The following is a 20,103-nucleotide window of genomic DNA, read 5'->3' as shown; positions in this document are numbered from 1 at the left end:
GCAGGACGACCTCCGGCCCCGCCGGCGACCGAGGCGGGGGCGGGTCCAGGCCCAGCAGGCCCGCCGCGTCCCCGGGTGCGGCCTGGCCGGGGGCTCTCGGTACGGAGCTTGTCGAGGCGCCGCGCGAACGGGTGCGCGTGCCCTGACGGGCGCGTTCGGAGACCTGCAGGCGATTGAGGCGCCCGGTTCGGGCAGAGCCCGCAGTCCCGCCGCGCCGGGGGCGCCGGCCGTGACCCGGCGGCTGCGACGTCCGGCGCGGGCCGGTAGTGGGGCACCGGCGTGGTGATGCGCCGGTGTGACAAAGGTGCCCCATACACGATAGGTACAGCGTCATGAGCCAACAGCCACTGCCCCTGGACGGGATCACGGTCGTCGCCGTCGAGCAGGCCGTCTCGGCACCCTTCGCCACCCGCCAGCTCGCAGATCTCGGGGCTCGCGTCATCAAGGTCGAGCGCCCGGACGGCGGCGACTTCGCGCGGGGATACGACACCGCGGCCCGCGGCCTCGCCTCGCACTTCGTGTGGTGCAACCGCGGCAAGGAGTCCCTGGCGGTGGACCTCAAGGACCCGCGCGGCCTCGACATCGTGCACCGGCTGATCGCGGACGCCGATGTGTTCGTCCAGAACCTCGCCCAGGGCGCCGCCGCCCGGCTCGGCCTGGACGCCGCCACCCTGTGCGCCGCTCGTCCGCGGCTGATCGCCGTGGACATCTCCGGGTACGGCCCGACGGGCCCGTACGCGCACAAGCGGGCGTACGACATGCTCGTGCAGTGCGAGGCCGGGCTGGTGTCGGTGACCGGGACGGCCGAACAGCCGGTGAAGGCGGGGATCCCGGCGGCCGACATCGCGGCGGCGATGTACGCCTTCTCCGGAGTGCTGGCGGCGCTGGTGCGGCGCGGCGTCACGGGGCGGGGCGGGCCGGTGGAGATCTCGATGCTGGATTCGCTCACCGAGTGGATGGGCCACCCGCTGCACTACGGGATGCATGGAGGTGAGGCCCCGGCGCGTACAGGGGTCGCGCACGCCGTCATCTCACCGTACGACGCCTACATCACGGCCGACGGCGAGCAGGTCCTGCTGTCGGTCCAGAACGACCGGGAGTGGCGGCGTCTCGCCGAACAGGTGCTGGAACGTCCCGAATTGGGTATTGATCCGGCCTTTGCCACCAACACCGCCCGTACGGCCAACCGTGCGCAGACGGATGCGGCGGTTGCCAGGGCGCTGGCGGGTCTGCGGACCGACGAGGCGATCGGCCGCCTCGAAGCGGCGGGGATCGCCTGCTCCCGGCTGAACAGCGTCAAGGATGTGGCCGGGCATCCGCAGCTCGCCGCCAGGGAGCGGTGGCGGGAGGTGGACACTCCGGCGGGGCCACTGCGGGCCCTGCTGCCCCCGATCACGCTGCCGGGCGGGGCCCCGGCGCGGATGGGCGCGGTACCTGCGCTCGGCGAGCACACCGACGCACTGCTGCGGTCCGTGGGGATGAAGGACGAGGATGCAGCGGCGCTGCGCCGGGACGGTGTGGTCGCCTGAGCGCGTTCGCTTGTGTGGTGGAGCGGCCGGGCCCGGGTCAGCCGCGGCTGCCGAACAGTGAGCGGCGCAGTCGCCGCAGCGGGGCGAAGAGCGAGACACGCGCGCTCTTGCTCCGGCGGGTGTGCGTCACATCACGCGAGGTCAGTTCACGCATGAGAGAGGTCGCTTCGGCCGCCTCGCCGTGCGGGACGGCAGGGCCGCCGAGCACCGAGAGATGTCGGTCGAGCCGCGAACTTGTCGCCGTACTCCCACATGTGATCGCAGGCACTCGCGGCCTGCTGCGCATTGCTATCTGGTCCATGTCACTCCCCACCCGTACGAGACACCCGGCCCGGGCAGATTAACCCTATCGCCCCTTCGGGACACTCGTGTATCCCGCCCGCATGATTCAGCACACCCGTACGGGGGTTGACGGCCACGCTCCGAATCCGCCTGATTCCAGGCCGAGTTGGCCGCGCATGTCAGTGAACGTTCTCGGTCTTCGAAGACCCTCTCGGATCCCGACCAATCCGCTGGGCCCGCGGCACCGAATGGCTGGCAAGGAGCACGACCAGCCACTCGCGTGAAGGACGGATTCGATGACCGCACTCAGCAGCAGCGGGCGGGGGCCCCTCAGGCTCGCGGCACTCGCCTGCGCGGCGCTGGCCACCGGGGCGCTCGCGGCTTCCGGCGTGACCGGTCTGGAGCCTCGAGCGGCCCAGGCCTCCAGCCACCGCGAGGCCCCGCTGATCTCCGGCCAGCCGCAGTACGACAACACCGACGTGTACGCGTTCGTCAGCCCCGACAAGCCCGACACCACCACGATCGTGGCCAACTGGCTGCCGTTCGAGGAACCGGCCGGCGGACCGAACTTCTACTCGTTCGCCGACGACGCCCAGTACGACATCCATATCGACAGCGACGGCGACGCCCAGGGCGATCTCATATACCGGTGGACCTTCAAGGACCACGTCAAGAACGGCAGGACGTTCCTCTTCAACACCGGTCCCGTCACCACGCTCGACGACCCGGACCTCAACATCACCCAGACGTACGACATCGATGTGCTGCGGCTCAGGAACCAGCGCGTGACGAGCACCACGAAGATCGCCGACGATCTGCCGGTGGCGCCCTCGAACGTGGGCAAGGCATCCATGCCGGACTACCAGACCCTGCGCGACCAGGCCGTGCGCCGACTTCCCGGCGGTACCACGGCGTTCGCCGGTCAGGCGGACGACCCCTTCTTCCTCGACCTGCGCGTCTTCGACCTGCTCTACGGCGGCGACCTCTCCGAGGTCGGCAACGACACACTCAAGGGCTACAGCGTCAACTCCATTGCCCTGCAGGTGCCGACCGCGTACATCCGGCAGTCGCAGAAGCAGCCCATCGTCGGAATCTGGTCCACCACCCAGCGCAGGAGCGCCGGCGGCCACTGGACGCAGGTGTCCAGGCTCGGAATGCCACTGGTCAACGAGGTGGTCATCCCCGTGAAGGACAAGGACAGGTTCAATGCGTCCCATCCGTGGAACGACGGCGACTTCCTTCCGTTCGTCACCCAGCCGGAACTGCCGAAGCTGATCGAGGGCATCTACAAGATCAAGGCCCCGGCCGAGCCGCGCAACGACCTGGTCTCCGTGTTCCTGACCGGTGTCGACAAGCTCAACAAGCCGCCGCACGTCCGCCCCGCCGAGGCGCTGCGGCTCAACACCTCCGTCCCGCCGAGCGCCGAGCCGAAGAGGCTGGGTGTGCTGGACGGCGACAACGCCGGGTTCCCGAACGGGCGCAGGCTGTCCGACGACGTACTGGACATCGCGCTCCAGGTCGTGGAGGGCGAACTGCTCGGCCAGAAGAACGACCTGGGCGACGCGGTCGACCAGAACGACCAGAAGTTCGGCAGCTCCTTCCCGTACCTCGCACTGCCCGAGGCCGGCTCCCGAGGCCCGGTCGCCAAGGGCGCGGGGACCAAGGTGTCGCAGGACGGCCTGCTGACCGGTGGGGCGTCGTCCGCCGCCGGCGGTGACGCGACCACCACGACGCTGGTCGTATCGGCGGTCGCCACGGGCGTGGGTGTGCTGCTCGTCGGTCTGGGACTGCTCTGGTGGCGGATGCGGCGCCGCACTTCGTACAGCTAGGTGCCCGGCACAGTCCACACCTCGCAGTGCACAACTCGCAGTTCGCAGCCAGCAGTTCACAGCTCGCAGTCGCACCTACGAGAGGAAGGGCGGACCGATGTCCCTGCCAAGGACGCCGGACACGGTCGCGGCGGCCGGCCACGGCCCCGAGGACCGGGAGCCACGGCCCCGGCGCGGGGCGGGGAGGATCCGGGGCCGGCGCGGGGCGGGGAGGATCCGGGGCCTGTTGTTCCCCGCCGGGACACTCGCCCTCGCTCTCACCGTGGGCGCCGTCGTGTCGGGCGGTGCGGACCAGCAGCCCTCGGCGGCCCGCACCGCCGCACCTGCGGCGGACGCACCGTTCGACCGGATCGACACCGGTGACCTCGCCCGCGGGATCACCGGCCTCCAGACACATCTGCGGGCCCGGCCCAAGGATGACCGGGCGTGGGCGACACTCGGCGCCGCCTATGTCGAACAGGCCAGGACCAGCGGCGACCCGACCCGGTATCCCCAGGCAGACAAGGCACTGGCCCGTTCACTGGAGCTCCGGCCGCGGGACAACGATGCGGCGCTCGCGGGCCGTGCCGCACTCGCGGCGGCCCGGCACGACTTCTCTCAGGCCCTGCGGGACGGGGAGGCGGCGCTGAAGGTCAATCCTTTCGGCGAGCGCGCGCTCGCCTCCCGGATCGACGCGCTCGTCGAACTGGGCCGCTATTCCGAGGCGTTGGCCGCTGCGAAGGAAGCCGATGGCCGCCGGCCCGGCATCCCCGTGTTCACGCGCTATGCGTATGTACTGGAGCTGCGCGGCGATGTCACGGGCGCCCGCCGAGTGCTGAACACCGCCATGAACTCGGCATCTTCGCCCGGAGACGTGGCGTATGTGGCGACGGCGACCGGGCAGCTGGAGTGGAGCCAGGGGGCGTACGCCCCGGCGCTGAAGAACTTCACGACGGCACTCGAAGCGGACCCGGAGTATCTGCCGGCGCTCGAGGGCCGCGCCCGTGCGCACGCCGCACGCGGTGACACCGAGTCCGCCGTGTCCGGGCTCGAGGCGGTGGTCGACCGGCTGCCGCTGCCGGGTCACCTGGTCGCGCTGGGCGAGCTGTACGAGGCCGCGGGGCGCACGTCCGATGCCCGCCGCCAGTACGAACTCATCGGCGACTGGACGGAGTTGGCTCGCGCCAACGGCGTGGACACCGACCTGGACACCGCACTCGCCCTGGCCGACCACGGCGACAAGGCGCAGGCGCTGGCCGCCGCCCGCACCGAGTGGGCCAAGCGCCGGACCGTGCACACGGCGGACGCCCTTGCCTGGGCGCTGCACGTCAACGGCCGCTCCGCACACGCCATGAAGTACCTCTCCGCGTCGGCGCCGAGGGGCTGCCGTAACGCCGTGTTCCTCTACCACCGCGGCATGATCGAGCGCGCCGCGGGCCGGCCGGCTGCCGCCCGCACCTCGCTCGCCGCCGCGCTGGAGATCAACCCCGGTTTCTCGCCCGTCGGCTCACGCACGGCCCGGACGGCACTGCGGAGTCTGGAGGCGTCATGAAGACCGCAGACGGAACGACGACCAGAGGCGGCACAGGAAGCAAGGGCGGCATCAAGGGGCGTACGGCAGCCGTCGGCGCGGCGGTCCTGGTGGCCGGTGCGGCGCTCGCGCTGCTGCCCGCGGGGACGGCCGCCGCGCATCCACTGGGGAACTTCACCGTCAACCGCTACGACGGACTGCTCGTCGCACCCGGACGGCTGAGCGTCGACCATGTCGAGGACCTCGCGGAGATACCCGCCGCTCAAGCTCGCACCAGGATCGACCGGAACAGCGACCGGGAGATGTCCCCCGGGGAACTCTCCGAATGGGCCGGTCAGCGCTGCCGGGACGCGGCCCGGGACAGCCGGGTCACGGTCGAGCGGCACGGTCCGGTCGCGCTCACGCCCGGCGCGAGCCGCGCCGAGGTGCGACCGGGGCAGGCCGGTCTGCCGACGCTCCGCGTCGAGTGCCGGCTGGCGGCCGCACTGCCGGACGGGCGTCGCACGATCGGCTTCCGGGCGGCGGGCAGCGGCCAGGGACCGGGCTGGCGGGAGATCACGGCCCGCGGAGACCGGATGACGCTCGTGTCGTCGGACGTACCGAAGGCGTCGACATCACGCCGGCTGGCGGTGTATCCGAACGGGCCGCTCTCGTCGGCGCCGGACCGCACGACGGCGGCGCTGTCGGTCACCCCCGGCGGCGCACCTGCGGAGGCGGACCGCCAGGAGGCCGCGCCCCCGGCCTCCGTGCTGCCGCGCGGGGCGGACCGCTGGACCCAGGCACTGACCGGGATGGTGTCCCGGCGCGATCTGACCGTGGGGTCCGGCGCGCTTGCCCTGGCGACCGCGGTCCTGCTGGGCGCGCTGCACGCCCTCGCACCGGGTCACGGCAAGACGGTGATGGCCGCGGCCGCGGCGGCGGGCGGCAGGAACTCCTTGCGCGATGTCCTCTCCCTGGGCGCTTCGGTGACGATCACGCACACGCTCGGTGTGTTCGCACTGGGCGCCCTGATCGCGGTGGGCTCCGCGGCGGCACCGTCGGTGGTGGCGTGGCTGGGCGTCGCGAGCGGGGCCCTGGTGGCCGGGGCGGGGGCGGTACTCGTCCGGAGGGCGTGGCGCAACCGCGGACACGATCATGCGCACGGGCACACGTATGGACAGCAGCACGGCCACGGGCCACAGCAGGGACACGGACCGGGCAGCGAACAGGACCACGGCACGGAACACGGTGGCCATGAGCCGACGCACCTTTGGGAGACGGGTCCCGTCGGCGGTCCCGCCCCTGGACCGGAGCACATGCCGGAGGCCGGACACGGGCACAGCAAGAGGGACGAGCACGGCAACGGGGACGGCCACGTGCACAACCACAGCCATCCGCACCCGCACCCGCACCCGCACCCGCACCCGCACCCGCACCCGCACCCGCACCCGCACGGGCATACCCACACCCACGACCACCGTTCCCTCGGGCTGCGGTCCACTCTTCTGCTCGGCTTCGCCGGCGGCCTCGTCCCCAGTCCGTCCGCCGTCGTCGTCCTCGTCGGCGCCGCCGCGCTCGGTCGTGCCTGGTTCGGCCTGCTGCTCGTCGTCGCGTACGGTCTCGGGCTCGCCCTCACTCTCGCCGCCGCCGGGTTCGCCGCGGTCCGGCTCGGCGCCCGCGCCACCCGGCTGCTCGCCGGGCGCAGCCGCCCCACATGGCGGTTGGTCTCCGCCGCTCAGCGTGCACTCCCGCTGGGCACCGCCTGCGTGGTCCTCGCGCTGGGATGCGGATTGGCGCTCAAGGGGGCGGCAACAGCACTTGCGTGAGCTAGCTTGGAGTCACTGCTCTGCTACCGATGGGGGCCCGCTGTGAGCGAAGTGCCCGGCGACGAGCGGCTGTTGGCAGGTCGCTACCGCCTCATGAGCCCCTTGGGCGAAGGCGGCATGGGAGTGGTGTGGCGCGCCCGCGACGAGTTGCTGGGCCGCGAGGTCGCGGTCAAGGAGGTCCGGGCCCCCGCCGCCCTCGGCACCGACGACGAGCGCCGGCTCTATGCCCGCCTCGAACGGGAGGCCTGGGCGGCGGCCCGCGTCTCGCACCGCAATGTGGTCACCGTCTACGACGTGGCGACCCAGGACGGCCGCCCCTGGATCGTGATGGAGCTGGTGCGCGGACTCGCCCTCTCCGACGTACTTGACGCCGAGGGCCCCCTCGCCCCGGCGCGCGCCGCGCGCATCGGCGCAGAGATCCTCGCTGCCCTGCGCGCCGCGCACGACGCGGGCGTGCTGCACCGGGATGTGAAGCCCGGGAACGTACTCATCGGCAACGACGGCCGCGTGGTGCTGTCCGATTTCGGGATCGCGACGGTGGAAGGGTCGTCCAACCTGACCATGACGGGCGAGCTGATCGGCTCTCCCGAATTCCTCGCCCCGGAACGGGCGCTGGGACGTACGCCGGGGCCCGAGTCCGATCTCTGGTCGCTCGGCGTCCTGCTGTACGCCGCGGTCGAGGGCAACTCGCCGTTCCGCCAGAACACCCCGTTGAGCACGCTGCGGGCCGTCGTGGACGAGGAGCTTCCGCTGCCGCACCGTGCGGGTCCGCTGACGCCGGTGATCGCGGGGCTGCTGCGCAAGGACCCGGCGCAGCGGCTCTCGGCGGCGGAGGCCGAGCGGGAGTTGCGGGTCGTGGCCGCGGGCGGCGCACCCCGCACGGCTCCGCCGCCCGGCGCCGACCACCCCACCGTGGCGGCCGGCTCCCCCACGACTGCGGTGCATCCGCAGTCGCGCACGCCCGCACCGGTGCCCGGTCCGGCCACCGCGTCCACCACAGCTCCCATGTCCGGCGCAGCTCCCGCGGCCGCGAACGGCCTGCCGCCCGACCGTGCGCGGCGCGCGGCGGTGGTGCTGATCGCCGGGGTAGCTGTGCTGCTGCTCGCGGTCAGCGGTCTCGCCTGGGCGCTGGTCAACAGCAACAGGGACCCGGGCGGCGGCAAGGACAAGGGCAGCAGCACACCCTCTACGCCGGGCACTTCGAGCACGAGCCCCGGCAGTACGGCCTCCGCGCCCGGAGGCGGCGCGACGGACGACGGCACCTCGGACGACGGCGGAGACGACGGCGGAGACAGCGGCGGTGACGGCGGTACGTACACCCCGCCTCAGAGCGTCGAGGTCCATGTCCAGGGGGTGAGGGACAGTTACGCGGGCACCTGCCCGCCTGCCGAAGCGCAGGCTCCGGCCTTCCGCGCGACGATCACTGTCGCCCGCACGCCGGTGGGTGTCGACTACCGCTGGGTGACCAGGAACGGCGACGGCGACGGCGACGGTTCCGGCTCCGGCTCCGGCTGGAGGACGCTGGACTTCGCGGCCGGGAGGCCGAAGCAGAAGCAGGTCGACCACATCGAGCTGACCTACGAGCAGGGCGGGACACACCACGACCGGATCCGGGTGGAGATCCGGAGTCCGGTCGAGGTGCGCTCGCACTGGATCGACTTCTCGGTCACATGCGATCAGGAGACCCCGACGGACGAGGTCTCCTCTTCGGCCGGTACGGCGAGCGCGGTGAGCGCCGCGTTCAGGCGTGATCGGTGAACGCGGGGAGATAGCCGCCGGACTGGCCGGAAGCCGTCGGGTGGTAGGAGTCACCGATGTTGAGCCAGTTGACGCTGTGCAGCCAAGCGGCGCCGGAGCAGATCTCGTGCCCGGTGAAGGCCGGGACGACATCCGCGAAGTCGTAGCCGTGATCGGCCGCGCGCTTCGCGATCGCCGCGTTCAGGTAGTCGGCCGCGCCGTTGATGGCCGACCGTTCGTTCTCGCTCAGGCCGGTCACACAGCTGCCGGCCAGCTTGTAGAAGCGGGGGTAACCCAGGACGACGACCTGGGCTGCGGGGGCTTTGGTGCGGATGGCGCCGTACACCGAGTCGAGCCTGCCGGGCAGGGTGGAGTCGACGTAGGCACGGGCCTGCGCGATCCGGTTGAGACAGCTCGATTCGGACTGCAGGACACACGTGGTCATGACGTCGGAGAAGCCCGCGTCATTCCCGCCGATGGTGATGGAGACGAGGTCGGTCGCCGAGTTGAGCGGACCGAGCTGACTCGCCGTGACATCACTCGTACGAGCGCCTGAGCAAGCAGTGAACGAGAACGACGAGGGTGAATGGGTGTTGGCCCAGAGCGTCGGGTAAGCCCTGGTGCTGCGCTTGCAATTGCCGCTTGCGCTGTCGTAGCTGCCGGCTCCCACACCTGAGGAGTAGGAGTCGCCGAGGGCCACGTAGTCCACTGCTTGGGCGGTGGAGGAGGCCTGCGCCGTGCTCGCTCCGGTGAGAGTGAGAACGACGCCGAGGAGGAGTGACGATGAGAGTGCCGCGGCTCGGGACAGTTTCATGGAACCTCCCTTAGCAGGATCTCTGCCACAACTTTGGTAGCAGTCAGGACACTTCAGTGGAAGTGTCCATGCCAAGACTTTCGGGAGGATCTTCCCGGGATCTCCCGAGATCGACCTGTCGCACCGTCAGGCGGACCGAGCGGGAGGACTCATCCGGAACTGGTCATTCAATCGATCAGCGCAGAAAAGGGATCAAGAAACAGTGATCGGGATGTTCCACGTGCGATCGCCCAATCATCATGAAAAAGCAAAAAAGCGGGGTCATGGCCCACCTCTTGCCATACAGTCCTCATCATCAATACCGTCATACATCCACCCGCAACGGTCCATCATGCAAAGCGGCTCAGGGGAGGGCGTTAGCGTCGCGATGGATCCGGAGCAGGGTGCGGCAGGGGGGTGCCGTGTCGGTTCCGCGCTCGATCCGATCGATTCGAGGCGTGCCGCGCGGCCAGTGATGCCGACTCGTCCGACCAGCACGGAGAGCGCTTCCGGCATGGGCGGATGACAACAACCCCCCTTTCGAACCGGACATTCATCCGGGCTGCCCGGGGGCGGGCGGTCCACCGGTGGAGAGAGGGAACACAGTCATGAGTTCAGTCCTGCACCCGGCGGCGCCGGGGCAAGATCCGGTGAACGACATCGGCCGCATATCCGTCAGGTACCGGCCCATCTCCTCGCACCTCGCGATCACTCCGCCCGTGAGCGTGGTGATCCCCGCCATGAACGAGGCGGAGAATCTCCCGTACGTCTTCAAGAGCCTGCCCGACTGGATCCACGAAGTCGTTCTGGTCGACGGGAACTCCACCGACGACACCGTCGAGGTCGCCCGCGAACTGTGGCCGGACGTCAAGGTCGTCCAGCAGCTCGGCAAGGGCAAGGGCGACGCCCTCATCAGCGGCTTCGCCGCTTGCACCGGGGACATCATCGTGATGGTCGACGCCGACGGCTCCGCCGACGGTTCGGAGATCGTCTCCTATGTCTCCGCCCTGGTCTCCGGAGCCGACTTCGCCAAGGGCTCCCGGTTCGCCAACGGCGGCGGCACCGACGACATGACCGCCATCCGAAGACTCGGCAACAGAGCGCTCTGCGCCGTCGTCAACGCCAAGTTCGGCGCCCGCTACACCGACCTCTGCTACGGCTACAACGCCTTCTGGGCGCACTGCCTGCAAAAGATCACTCTCGACTGCACCGGATTCGAGATCGAGACGCTGATGAACATCCGCGTGGTCAAGGCAGGGCTGCGGGTGCAGGAGGTGCCGAGCCACGAGTACCTGCGCATTCACGGCGTCAGCAATCTCCGCGCCGTCCGGGACGGTCTGCGGGTGCTGAGGGTCATCCTCAAGGAGAAGCGAGCGAAGCGCGCCCGGCGGGGCACAGCGTCCGCCGCGCGCCGGCATTCGGCACTGGGCGTCAGCATTCCCCGGGGAGAGGTCTCTTGACGGACGCGGACCGGGCCTGGGGGGAACGGTTCTCCGTGGTGATCTGCGTCTACACCGAGGACCGCTGGGAGGACATCCTCGCGGCCGTCGACTCGGTGCGGCGCCAGTCCCTGCCGGCTCTCGAGACACTGCTGGTGGTCGACCACAATCCGGCGCTGCTGGATCGGCTGCGCGTCCAGTACAAGGAAGAGGGACAGGAGGTGCGGGTGCTCGCCAATGCGGGCCCCCGCGGCCTGTCCGCCGGACGCAACACCGGAATCGCCGCGGCACGCGGCGCGTTCGTGGCCTTCCTCGACGACGACGCCGTGGCCGAGCGCGACTGGCTGCGGTACTTCGCCGCGGGATACGCCGACCGGCGGGTGATGGCCGTCGGCGGGCGGACCGAGCCCGCCTGGGCGTCGGGCGGCAGGCCCGCCTGGTTCCCGGAGGAGTTCGACTGGGTCGTCGGGTGCACCTACCGGGGCCTGCCGCCGGGCAGGGTCAGGGTGCGCAACGTCCTCGGCGGCAACGCCTCCTTCCGACGCAGCGCGTTCGACGCCGCGGGCGGCTTCGCCACCGGCATCGGGCGTGACGGCGACAAGCGGCCGCTGGGCTGCGAGGAGACCGAGCTGTGCATCCGGCTCGCCAGGGCCGTACCGGACGCGGTGCTGCTGATCGACGACCGGGCGGTCATCCACCACCGGGTCCCCGCCGGGCGTGAGCGGTTCGGCTACTTCCGTACCCGTACGTACGCGGAAGGACTGTCCAAGGCGCTCGTGGCGCACAGCGTCGGAGCCGGCAAGGGGCTCGAGTCCGAACGCCGTTACACCACCAGGGTGCTGCCGGCCGGTGTCGCACGCGGGCTGCGCGATGCGCTGCTGGGCCGGCGCGGCGGCGCGGGCCGGGCCGGCGCGATCGTGGCGGGCGTGGCGGTGGCCGCGAGCGGCTATGTGGTGGGGAGTGTCCGGGCCCGCGCGGGTGCGGTGACGTTCTCGTCGGGACCGGTCGAGGGAGCGGCACCATGAAGGGGCCGGTGCCGATCCTGATGTACCACGCCGTCAGCCACCGGCCGGCCGCGGCCACACACGGGCTGTCGGTGAGTCCCGACGCCTTCGCCGCGCAGATGGCGGTGCTCCGCACGCAGGGGTTCACTCCCCTGAGGACCGCGCAGCTCGGCGACGCGTGGCGGCCGGGCGGCCGGCCGTTGCCGTCCCGGCCCGTGCTGATCACCTTCGACGACGGCTACGAGGGCGTGCACCGGCACGCCCTCCCCGTCCTCGCCGAGCACGGCTTCGCGGCCACCGTGTTCGTATCGACCGGGTGGCTGCGCGGCGCCCACGACGAGGGCGGCTCGCTCGACACCATGCTCGACTGGGACCAGGTGCGGGAACTGGCCGCCGCGGGCGTGGAGATCGGCGGCCACACCCACACCCATCCCCAGCTCGACCAGTTGTCCGACGAGCGGCTGCGGTACGAGACGGCCCGCTGCCGGGACATCGTCGCGGACGAGCTGGGGGCCGAGCCGGTCTCGTTCGCCTATCCGTTCGGCTACTCGAACCGGCGGGTGCGCCGGGCCGTACGGGCGGCCGGCTTCCGGCAGTCGCTGGCCGTCGGCAACAGGCCGGCGGCGCACCGTCAGGGGCCGTACGCCCTCCAGCGCCTCACCGTGCGGCGCACGACCGGTGCAGTGGAGTTCGAGCGGCTGGTCGAAGGGCGCGCCATCGCCCGGTCCTTCGCGAAGGACCGGGCACTCACCAAGGGGTACGCCGTCGTGCGGCGGGCGCGGCGGGCGGCGGCGCTGATCACCCGGGCGGAGGGCTGAGTACCGCGTCCCGGTCACCCGCCGGGGAGCCGGGCGGGGGTCCGGCCCCCTCGGCGGGGCCGGGCGGCGAGCCGCCGCCCGGTCGGTGCGGCGCCACGTCCCCGGCGCCGCACCGGGCAAAAGACGGTGCGTCGGCCGATCCCGTGCCCGATCATGGGCGCATGTCTGCCAACCCTCAGGACGCTCTGCCGATCCGGCTCAACGTCGACGACAGCGATTCGCCCTCGGACGTCGTCGACGCGCTGTTCCTCGGCCGCTTCGCGAAGGGCGAGCAGCCGTACTCCCACAGCTCCACCATCGACCGGGTCAAGCCCGGAGCGACCATGCTGCCCGCCGGGGCGAGGGTGCTGCGCGCCGCCCGCGACGACGACCGCAGTGCGACGCTCGCGGAGGGCGACGGCTGGACGCTGCTGATCTCGCGCTGGAACCGCGGCGCGGACGTCACCGTCACGGCGGTCAGCGCCGACCTCGCCGAGACGGTGCTCAAGGAGGCGACGGACAACGCGACCGACGAGCCGGAGCCGCAGCCCGAGAACGTCACGATGGGCTTCTGGTACGTCTCGCCGCGCCGCGGCCCGCACCGCACCACCCGGCAGATCGCCGCCGGGACATGGGAGGAGGTGCGGCCCAACTACACGGCGCCGGTCGCCGACGCGATGGACCGGCTGATGAAGGTGACACCGGACGACATCGCGGGCCGGCTGCTGCTGCTCCACGGCCCGCCGGGCACCGGCAAGACCTCGGCGCTGCGGACGCTGGCGCGGTCCTGGCGGGACTGGTGCCAGGTGGACTGCGTCCTGGACCCGGAGCGGCTTTTCAACGACGTCGGCTATCTCATGGACATCGCGATCGGTGAGGACGAGGGCACATCCAAGGGCCGTTGGCGGCTGCTGCTTCTGGAGGACTGCGACGAGCTGATCCGCGGCGAGGCCCGCCACACCGCGGGCCAGGCGCTGTCGCGGCTGCTCAATCTGACGGACGGCCTCCTCGGCCAGGGTCGTAACGTCCTGGTGGGCATCACGACCAACGAGGACCTGGAACGCCTCCACCCGGCGGTGGTCCGCCCGGGCCGCTGCCTGGCCCGCATCGAAGTGGGCCCTCTGACGCGGCCCGAGGCGATCACGTGGCTGGGCACGGAAGAGGGCGTGGGCCGCGAAGGCGCCACCCTGGCCGAACTGTTCGCCCTGCGCCGCGGCACGACCCCGGCGTCGGTCCCGTCCCAGACGGCGGGCGCGGACGCGGGCCTGTACCTGTAGGGCCTGGCCGGCGTCGACGGGCGCCGTGCGCCGGCCGCCGTGGCTGTCACCACCGCTCCGACGGCGTTGCCGGGCCGTCCGCCTCTGGACACGGCCGACGCCGGGGCAGCTGCTGCGCGGCACGGTAATTCCTTTGCGGGGCCTGGGCGGAGGTCCGTAACGTGGGTCTTCGCCGGGTGGTGCAGCTAGGTAGCACGCTGGGCTCATAACCCAGAAGTCGCGGGTTCAAATCCTGCCCCGGCCACTGAAGGAAGGGCCCGGCGCCGCCAAGGCGCCGGGCCCTTCCCCCTGCGGGGGCTACCGCGCGTACACGGCCCGCACCGCCTCCTGCGCCGCCGCCAGCGCGGCCGGCTGCGGAACACCCAGCCGCTGGGCGCGCTCGGCGAAAGCCTGGGCCGCCGCTGCCAGTTCACGGGCCGCGGCGTCGCCCGCCGCTGCGATGAACGTGCCGTTGCGGCCGCGCGTCTCGATCACCCCGTCCGACTCCAGCGCGCGGTACGCCTTGGCCACCGTGTTGGCCGCGAGCCCCAGTTCCTCCGCGAGGCCGCGGACGGTCGGGAGCTTGTAGCCGACAGGCAGCCGGCCCGAGCGCGCCTGGCTCGAGACCTGGGCGCGCAACTGTTCGTACGGCGCGGTCGCCGAGTCCGTGTCAATGACGATCTTCAAGGTCACGGCCCGATTCTCCCCCACTGCCAGGCGGACCGCCGCAAAATGGGAGGCGGCCGCGCCGGGCCCCACGTAACGTGCGGCCTCATGACCTTGATCGTCCGTGACTTCCGTACCCAGGATGCCGACGACGCCCAAGCGGTGGCCCGGGCCCGCCGAGCTTCGATCCCCTTCGAGGTGACGACCCCCGCGTCCCTCCTCTTCGGCCTCCGGACCGCCAACCCCGCCAAGAAGTACCGGCTGTTGGTCGCCGAGCACAACGGCGAGATCGTCGGCACGGCCCATGTGGGCATCGCGTACGACAGCACCGAGCCCGGCCAGTCCTACGCCACCCCTCAGGTCCACCCCGACCACCGTGGCCTTGGCGCGGGATCACTGCTGCTCCGCACCGCCGAGGAACATCTGGCGGCCCAAGACGCGACGAACGTGTACGCCTGGGTGATGGACAACCCCGAGTCCCGGGCCTTCGCCGAGAAGCGCGGCTACCGGCCGACCCGCCCGGCCCACTTCCAGCATCTTGACCTGGCGAACGGCACACTGCCCCCACTGCCGGAGCTGCCCGCAGGCGTCGAGTTGCGTACCGCCGCGGACTTCGAGGCCGATCCACGGCCGATGTTCCGGGCCGATGCCGAGGCCACCTCGGACGAGCCCGGCGACATCAGCATGGCTTTCGGCGACTACGACGACTGGATCAGCCACACCTGGAACAACCCGCTGCTCGACCGTGTGCTCAGCACGGTCGTGCTGGTGGACGGCAAGGTCGCCGCCTTCACCGCCGCGGAGTCGGACGGCGACACCCGCTACATGTCCGGCATGACCGGCACTCTGCGCGCCCACCGCGGCCGTGGTCTGGCGAAGCTCGCCAAGACGGACTCGCTGCGGCGCGCCCGCGCGGCGGGCTACACGGACGCGTTCACCAGCAATGACGCCGACAACGGCCCCATGCTGGCCATCAACACATGGTTCGGCTACAAGATCTGCGCGACGGAGGTACGTCATGTCCGCACACTCGTTTGAGGTGGTCCTGCTCAAGGCGGGCCGGACCAAGATCCGCTATGCCGCCGAGCTGCTCACGGACGACGGAATCCATCTGGTGGTCCGCGCGCCGTGGGCGGGCGAGGGTGCGCGCGATTTCGGCTTCGTACGCTTCGAGCCGGGCGATGTGTTCACCGAGCACTACTGGCGCGACCGCTGGTACGCGGTGAAGGAAGTCCGCACCGGCGAGGGCACGTTGAAGGGCTGGTACTGCGACGTCACCCGGCCCGCAGTACTCGACGGCGGTGCCTTGTCCGTCGAGGACCTGGACCTCGACCTTTGGGTGTCGGCGGACGGCAAGGAGATCCTGCGCCTGGACGAGGACGAGTTCGCCGAGAGCGGCCTCGCCGACCGTGACCCCGCGGCGGCCGAAGAGGCCCTGCGTGCGCTCGATGAACTCGAACTCCTTGCCCGTCGCGGCGGTTTCACCGACCTCCTCGGCTGATCAGCAACGCCGTCGCCCCCAGCCGGGCCCGGTCCATCCGGGCCTGGTCCGGGCGGGTTCGTATGCGGCCGTGTCGTCCGAGGGCGCTCAGCACCGCGGGGCCGACCGGGCCACCAGCACATACCGCTCGTCGTCCACGGGCCCGCCCCACAGCGCCTGATCGCCCGACAGCCGCTCGTGGTCGACCCGGTCGGCGAGCGGCCTCAGCGCTGCGGTGAGCCGTGCGGCCGGCAGCCCCGTGCCACCCCACACGCCCTCGACCAGCACCAGCCGCCCGCCGGGCCGCAGCAGTGAGGCCCAGTGCCGCAGAGCCGCCTCGGGATCGGGAAGCAGCCAGACGACATGCCGGGCCAGGACGACGTCGAAGCGGCGATCCCCCACAGGCGGCCGGTCGGCGGACCCTTCCCGTATGTCCGCGCCGGTGCCGGCGAGCTTGGCGCGTGCTCGGGCGACCATCTCGGGCGAGAGGTCGACTCCCGTCACCCGGTGGCCCTGTTCGACGGCGAGCAGCGCAAGGCTGCCCGTACCGCACCCGAGGTCGAGCACATCGGACGGCTGCCGGGGCAGCCACCGCTTCAGCCGCTCCGCCCAGGCCCCGCGGACGGCAGGGTCGAGCAGCCCGTGGTCCGGTTCCTGGTCGAAGGAGTCCGCGGCCCTGCCCCAGTCGATCGTCGTCATGGGTCGATCGTCGCAGCCACCACTGACAACGGGCCGTCTCCGGCGGACTCATGACGCGCATCCGCCCCCGGCCGCAAACGGGCCAGGGGCGGACGGCATCACAAGGGCCGGTGGGTCACGACACCTCCGTACGACGTCGTACGAACAGCCTCTTCAACCAGGGCCAGGCCACCAGGATCACGATCACCGCGTAAACCGTCACCGAGAAGGGCGTGTTGACCAGACCGGTGACACTGCCGTCACTGATCTGCAGTGCCCGGCGCAGCTGCTGTTCGGCGGCCGGGCCGAGGATCACCCCGATCACCGCGGGCAGCACCGGCAGCCCGTAGCGCCGCATGCCGAACCCGATCAGGCCGATGATCAGCAGGATCACCAGATCGACCGCCTCGCCGCCGACCGCGTACGCGCCCACCGCGGCGAAGAAGAGGATGCCCGCGTACAGGTACGGCCGCGGGATGCGCAGCAGCTTCGCCCAGACCGGTGCCAGCGGCAGGTTGAGGGCGAGCAGCAGCACCATGCCGACGAACAGCGAGGCGATCAGGCCCCACACCAGGTCGGGTTCGCGCTCGAACAGCAGCGGTCCGGGCTGGATGCCGTACTGCTGGAACGCGGCGAGCATCACGGCCGCCACGGCGGTCGTGGGCAGGCCGAGCGTCAGCATCGAGACGAGCGTGCCCGCTGCGGAGGCCGAAGCCGCCGACTCGGGTCCGGCGACGCCCTCGATGGCTCCCCTGCCGAACTCGTCCTTGTGCTTGGACAGCCGCTTCTCCGTCACGTACGACAGGAAGGTCGGGATCTCCGCGCCGCCGGCCGGGATCGCGCCGAACGGGAAACCGATGACGGGACCGCGCAGCCAGGCTTTCCAGGTGCGCTTCACATCGGATCCGGCGAGCCAGGGCCGGCCGACCGGAATGGCCTCTCCTGCCGTACGGCGCAGATGCGCGGCGACCCACAGCGCCTCGCCGATGGCGAAGAGGCCGACCGCGACGATGACGACATCGATGCCGTCGGCGAGCTGCAGCGAGCCGAAGGTGAGTCGCTGCTGGCCGGTCATCCGGTCCAGGCCGACCAGGCCCAGCGTGAGGCCGATCAGCAGGGAGGCCAGCCCGCGGATGCGGGAGGAGCCGAGCACCGAGGTGACGGCGATGAAGGCCAGCACCATGATCGCGAAGTAGTCGGGTGCACCGATGTCGACCGCCAGTTCGGCGACGGCAGGGGCGAGAAGTACCAGCAGGATCGTGCCGATCATGCCACCGGCGAAGTGGCCGCCGGCCGCCGCGGCGAGCGCCTGTGCGCCACGGCCCGCTTTGGCCATCGGATTGCCTTCGATGGCCGCTACGACCGCCGCGCTCTCACCCGGGGTGTTCAGCAGGATCGAGGTGGTGGAGCCGCCGAACATCGCGCCGTAGTAGATGCCGGCGAACATGATGAACGCGCCCGTCGGCTCCAGCCCGTACGTGACCGGCAGCAGCAGCGCCACGGCCATGGCCGGGCCGATGCCGGGCAGTACGCCGATCGCCGTACCCAGCAGCACACCGATCGCGGCCCACAGAAGATTGACGGGGGTGAGGGCCGTGCCGAACCCGTCGAGCAGGGAGTTGAGAGAGTCCATCACTACAGCACTCCCATCAGCGGCCCGCCTGGCAGGGGGACGCCGAGCAGGTTGTTGAAGACGAAGTAGGTGACCAGCGCGAGGACCGCGGCGATCAGCGGGTCGCGGTGCGGATGGCGGCTGCCGAGCGCGAAGGCCGCGCCCCAGAAGAGCAGCGCTCCGGCGACGGGGAAGCCGACCGGGCCGACCAGGACGGCGAAGGCGAGGAAGACGCCCGCGAGCAGGAGCACGGTGCGCCGGTCGCTCGGCCCGCCGAGGTCGATGTCCTCGCCGGTCTCGGCCTCGCCCCGGCCGCCGCGCAGCACGTCGACCGCAAGCAGGACGGCCACGAGCAGCAGGCCGGTGCCGACGACGACGGGGACGGTCTTCGGTCCGACGGGTCCGCGCTGGGTGATGTCCACGTCCATGGTCAGGGCGTCGGTGAGGACGAGCGCACCGATGGCGAACAGCAGGACGCTCACGCCGAGTTCGGAGTGCTCTCGCAGCCAGACCTGCCAGGGACGGCCGGTCTTGCCCGTCGGTGTGGCGGCGGGGGTGGGGGTGGAAGTGGTCACAGCCCGAGCTCCTTCAGCACCTGGTCGACGTTTCTGTTCTGTGCGTCGAGGAAGTCACCGAACTTCTCGCCGGTGAGGAAGGCGTCGTCCCAGCCGTTCTTCTTCAGGGACTCCTTCCACTGCGGGGAGTCGTGGAGCTCTCGGACGAGGCCGACGAGCTTGTCGCGCTCGGCGTCGGACAGGCCGGGCGGGGCGACGACGCCGCGCCAGTTGGTGAAGTCGGTGTCGAGTCCGGCCTCCCGCAGGGTCGGGGCGTCGAGGCCCGGCACCCGCTCCGGTCCGGTCACGGCCAGCAGCCGCAGCTCTCCGGACTTGATCTGGTCGAGGTACTCGCCCACACCGGAGACACCGAAGGCGACCTTGTTGCCGAGGATGGAGGCGAGCAGTTCGCCGCCGCCGTCGAAGGGGATGTAGTTGACGGACTTCGGCGCGATTCCGGCGGCCTGCGCCATCAGCATCGGCGCGAGGTGGTCGGGCCCGCCGGGCGAGGAGCCGCCGCCGACCGGGAGCTTGCCGGGATTCTGCTTCCACGCGGCGAGCAGGTCCTGAATGGTCCTGTACGGGGAGTCCTTGGCGACGACCACGATGTCCTGCTCCTCGGTGAGCCGGGCGATCGGTGTGGTGTCGGCCAGGGTCTTGGGCGATTTGTTGGTGTGTACGGCGCCGACGACGCCGAGGCCCATGGACATGGCGAGCTTGCCGTTGCCGCGCTCGCCGACGAGGCGGGTCAGGCCCACGGTGCCGCCGGCGCCCGGCAGGTTGAAGACTTCGATGCTGTGGGTGAGTCCGGCGTCCTCGGCGTTCTTGGCCGCCGTACGCGCGGTGATGTCGTATCCGCCGCCGGGTGTGTTGGGGACCATGAACCGCAGGCCGGGTATCTGCGTGCCGGCCTCGGCGCCGCTGCCCGCGGTGAGCAACGGCGGCCCGACGAGCACGAGCAATGCCGCCCCGAGCAGGGCGAGGGGAGTGCGCAAACGCACGAGAACGCCTCTCGTTGTGGGAGCTGTGAGGTGGCCCACATGTTGCCTGCGCGTTAAGAAGCTGTCTCTCTTCCGGAATCAACGGACGTTGTGGTCCTTGTGGTCGCGGCCTAGCGTGTCGGCGTGACACT

General features: G+C 71.2%; 17 protein-coding genes, 1 tRNA gene and 1 pseudogene. 12 read left to right on the top strand and 7 right to left on the bottom strand.

Annotation, left to right across the window (positions count from 1 at the left end):
* Nucleotides 1-332: 332 nt before the first annotated feature.
* The gene (locus tag OHS70_RS29715) at nucleotides 333-1,529 is read left to right on the top strand and encodes a CaiB/BaiF CoA transferase family protein (protein WP_328402385.1); all 1,197 of its coding nucleotides are present in this window, start codon (nucleotides 333-335) and stop codon (nucleotides 1,527-1,529) included.
* 37 nt (nucleotides 1,530-1,566) lie between these two features.
* Here the strand turns inward: OHS70_RS29715 and OHS70_RS29710 are convergent, their stop codons facing one another.
* Nucleotides 1,567-1,830 (bottom strand): hypothetical protein, encoded by a 264-nt coding sequence (locus OHS70_RS29710; RefSeq protein ID WP_328402384.1) that lies wholly within the window; start codon nucleotides 1,828-1,830, stop codon nucleotides 1,567-1,569.
* Between the two features lie 277 nt (nucleotides 1,831-2,107).
* On the opposite strand from OHS70_RS29710, the gene OHS70_RS29705 reads away from it, so the two are divergent.
* From OHS70_RS29705 to OHS70_RS29690, 4 genes are all read left to right on the top strand, one after another.
* Complete coding sequence (locus OHS70_RS29705; RefSeq protein WP_328402383.1) at nucleotides 2,108-3,640, top strand: DUF4331 domain-containing protein; 1,533 nt, start codon at nucleotides 2,108-2,110, stop codon at nucleotides 3,638-3,640.
* A gap of 97 nt (nucleotides 3,641-3,737) precedes the next feature.
* Nucleotides 3,738-5,171, top strand: a complete 1,434-nt coding sequence (locus tag OHS70_RS29700; protein ID WP_328402381.1) for a tetratricopeptide repeat protein — start codon at nucleotides 3,738-3,740, stop codon at nucleotides 5,169-5,171.
* Nucleotides 5,168-6,955: a nickel transporter gene (locus OHS70_RS29695; protein ID WP_328402379.1), complete on the top strand. Its 1,788-nt coding sequence runs from the start codon at nucleotides 5,168-5,170 to the stop codon at nucleotides 6,953-6,955. Before OHS70_RS29700 ends, OHS70_RS29695 begins: the two co-directional genes overlap by 4 nt.
* A 42-nt stretch (nucleotides 6,956-6,997) precedes the next feature.
* Entirely contained in the window at nucleotides 6,998-8,713 is a 1,716-nt protein-coding gene (locus OHS70_RS29690; RefSeq protein WP_328402377.1) for a serine/threonine-protein kinase, read from the top strand.
* On the opposite strand, the gene OHS70_RS29685 is transcribed toward OHS70_RS29690, so the two are convergent.
* Nucleotides 8,697-9,506: an SGNH/GDSL hydrolase family protein gene (locus OHS70_RS29685; RefSeq protein ID WP_328402375.1), complete on the bottom strand. Its 810-nt coding sequence runs from the start codon at nucleotides 9,504-9,506 to the stop codon at nucleotides 8,697-8,699. The genes OHS70_RS29690 and OHS70_RS29685 overlap by 17 nt on opposite strands.
* A 587-nt stretch (nucleotides 9,507-10,093) precedes the next feature.
* On the opposite strand from OHS70_RS29685, the gene OHS70_RS29680 reads away from it, so the two are divergent.
* From OHS70_RS29680 to OHS70_RS29660, 5 genes are all read left to right on the top strand, one after another.
* Complete coding sequence (locus OHS70_RS29680) at nucleotides 10,094-10,945, top strand: glycosyltransferase family 2 protein (protein ID WP_328402373.1); 852 nt, start codon at nucleotides 10,094-10,096, stop codon at nucleotides 10,943-10,945.
* Nucleotides 10,942-11,949 carry a glycosyltransferase family 2 protein gene (locus tag OHS70_RS29675; RefSeq protein WP_328402371.1) on the top strand — a complete coding sequence of 336 codons (1,008 nt, stop codon included), beginning with the start codon at nucleotides 10,942-10,944 and terminating at the stop codon, nucleotides 11,947-11,949. The genes OHS70_RS29680 and OHS70_RS29675 overlap by 4 nt, the downstream gene beginning before the upstream one ends.
* Nucleotides 11,946-12,746 (top strand): polysaccharide deacetylase family protein, encoded by an 801-nt coding sequence (locus tag OHS70_RS29670; protein ID WP_328402369.1) that lies wholly within the window; start codon nucleotides 11,946-11,948, stop codon nucleotides 12,744-12,746. The genes OHS70_RS29675 and OHS70_RS29670 overlap by 4 nt, the downstream gene beginning before the upstream one ends.
* 161 nt (nucleotides 12,747-12,907) lie before the next feature.
* Nucleotides 12,908-14,002, top strand: coding sequence for a DUF5925 domain-containing protein (locus OHS70_RS29665; protein ID WP_328402367.1), 1,095 nt, complete (start codon nucleotides 12,908-12,910; stop codon nucleotides 14,000-14,002).
* 170 nt (nucleotides 14,003-14,172) lie between these two features.
* Nucleotides 14,173-14,246 (top strand) — tRNA-Met (locus OHS70_RS29660).
* Between the two features lie 53 nt (nucleotides 14,247-14,299).
* On the opposite strand, the gene OHS70_RS29655 is transcribed toward OHS70_RS29660, so the two are convergent.
* Nucleotides 14,300-14,674 carry a GntR family transcriptional regulator gene (locus OHS70_RS29655; protein WP_328402365.1) on the bottom strand — a complete coding sequence of 125 codons (375 nt, stop codon included), beginning with the start codon at nucleotides 14,672-14,674 and terminating at the stop codon, nucleotides 14,300-14,302.
* An 81-nt stretch (nucleotides 14,675-14,755) separates the two neighbouring features.
* Here OHS70_RS29655 and OHS70_RS29650 point away from each other — a divergent pair, with 81 nt between their 5' ends.
* Nucleotides 14,756-15,685, top strand: coding sequence for a GNAT family N-acetyltransferase (locus OHS70_RS29650; RefSeq protein ID WP_328402363.1), 930 nt, complete (start codon nucleotides 14,756-14,758; stop codon nucleotides 15,683-15,685).
* Complete coding sequence (locus OHS70_RS29645) at nucleotides 15,666-16,148, top strand: DUF402 domain-containing protein (protein WP_328402361.1); 483 nt, start codon at nucleotides 15,666-15,668, stop codon at nucleotides 16,146-16,148. Before OHS70_RS29650 ends, OHS70_RS29645 begins: the two co-directional genes overlap by 20 nt.
* A gap of 96 nt (nucleotides 16,149-16,244) precedes the next feature.
* On the opposite strand, the pseudogene OHS70_RS29640 reads toward OHS70_RS29645, so the two are convergent.
* From OHS70_RS29640 to OHS70_RS29625, 4 genes and pseudogenes are all read right to left on the bottom strand, one after another.
* Nucleotides 16,245-16,826, bottom strand: a pseudogene (locus OHS70_RS29640) (class I SAM-dependent methyltransferase); the annotation flags it as partial.
* Nucleotides 16,827-16,941: 115 nt separating this feature from the next.
* Nucleotides 16,942-18,438: a tripartite tricarboxylate transporter permease gene (locus OHS70_RS29635; protein WP_328402359.1), complete on the bottom strand. Its 1,497-nt coding sequence runs from the start codon at nucleotides 18,436-18,438 to the stop codon at nucleotides 16,942-16,944.
* 2 nt (nucleotides 18,439-18,440) lie between these two features.
* Complete coding sequence (locus OHS70_RS29630; RefSeq protein ID WP_443062677.1) at nucleotides 18,441-18,992, bottom strand: tripartite tricarboxylate transporter TctB family protein; 552 nt, start codon at nucleotides 18,990-18,992, stop codon at nucleotides 18,441-18,443.
* Entirely contained in the window at nucleotides 18,989-19,972 is a 984-nt protein-coding gene (locus tag OHS70_RS29625; RefSeq protein ID WP_328402357.1) for a Bug family tripartite tricarboxylate transporter substrate binding protein, read from the bottom strand. Before OHS70_RS29625 ends, OHS70_RS29630 begins: the two co-directional genes overlap by 4 nt.
* Nucleotides 19,973-20,103: the final 131 nt, after the last annotated feature.

Source organism: Streptomyces sp. NBC_00390 (assembly GCF_036057275.1).
Lineage (GTDB): Bacteria > Actinomycetota > Actinomycetes > Streptomycetales > Streptomycetaceae > Streptomyces.
The sequence above is the reverse complement of the archived record's forward strand: the minus strand, read 5'-3'. Positions and strand labels throughout refer to the sequence as shown.

Bases quoted from the DNA above. Each gene is read 5' to 3' on its own strand.
- OHS70_RS29715 (WP_328402385.1), top strand. From the start codon at position 333: ATGAGCCAACAGCCACTGCCCCTGGACGGGATCACGGTCGTCGCCGTC.
- OHS70_RS29710 (WP_328402384.1), bottom strand. From the start codon at position 1,830: ATGGACCAGATAGCAATGCGCAGCAGGCCGCGAGTGCCTGCGATCACA.
- OHS70_RS29705 (WP_328402383.1), top strand. From the start codon at position 2,108: ATGACCGCACTCAGCAGCAGCGGGCGGGGGCCCCTCAGGCTCGCGGCA.
- OHS70_RS29700 (WP_328402381.1), top strand. From the start codon at position 3,738: ATGTCCCTGCCAAGGACGCCGGACACGGTCGCGGCGGCCGGCCACGGC.
- OHS70_RS29695 (WP_328402379.1), top strand. From the start codon at position 5,168: ATGAAGACCGCAGACGGAACGACGACCAGAGGCGGCACAGGAAGCAAG.
- OHS70_RS29685 (WP_328402375.1), bottom strand. From the start codon at position 9,506: ATGAAACTGTCCCGAGCCGCGGCACTCTCATCGTCACTCCTCCTCGGC.
- OHS70_RS29680 (WP_328402373.1), top strand. From the start codon at position 10,094: ATGAGTTCAGTCCTGCACCCGGCGGCGCCGGGGCAAGATCCGGTGAAC.
- OHS70_RS29670 (WP_328402369.1), top strand. From the start codon at position 11,946: ATGAAGGGGCCGGTGCCGATCCTGATGTACCACGCCGTCAGCCACCGG.
- OHS70_RS29665 (WP_328402367.1), top strand. From the start codon at position 12,908: ATGTCTGCCAACCCTCAGGACGCTCTGCCGATCCGGCTCAACGTCGAC.
- OHS70_RS29650 (WP_328402363.1), top strand. From the start codon at position 14,756: ATGACCTTGATCGTCCGTGACTTCCGTACCCAGGATGCCGACGACGCC.
- OHS70_RS29645 (WP_328402361.1), top strand. From the start codon at position 15,666: ATGTCCGCACACTCGTTTGAGGTGGTCCTGCTCAAGGCGGGCCGGACC.
- OHS70_RS29635 (WP_328402359.1), bottom strand. From the start codon at position 18,438: ATGGACTCTCTCAACTCCCTGCTCGACGGGTTCGGCACGGCCCTCACC.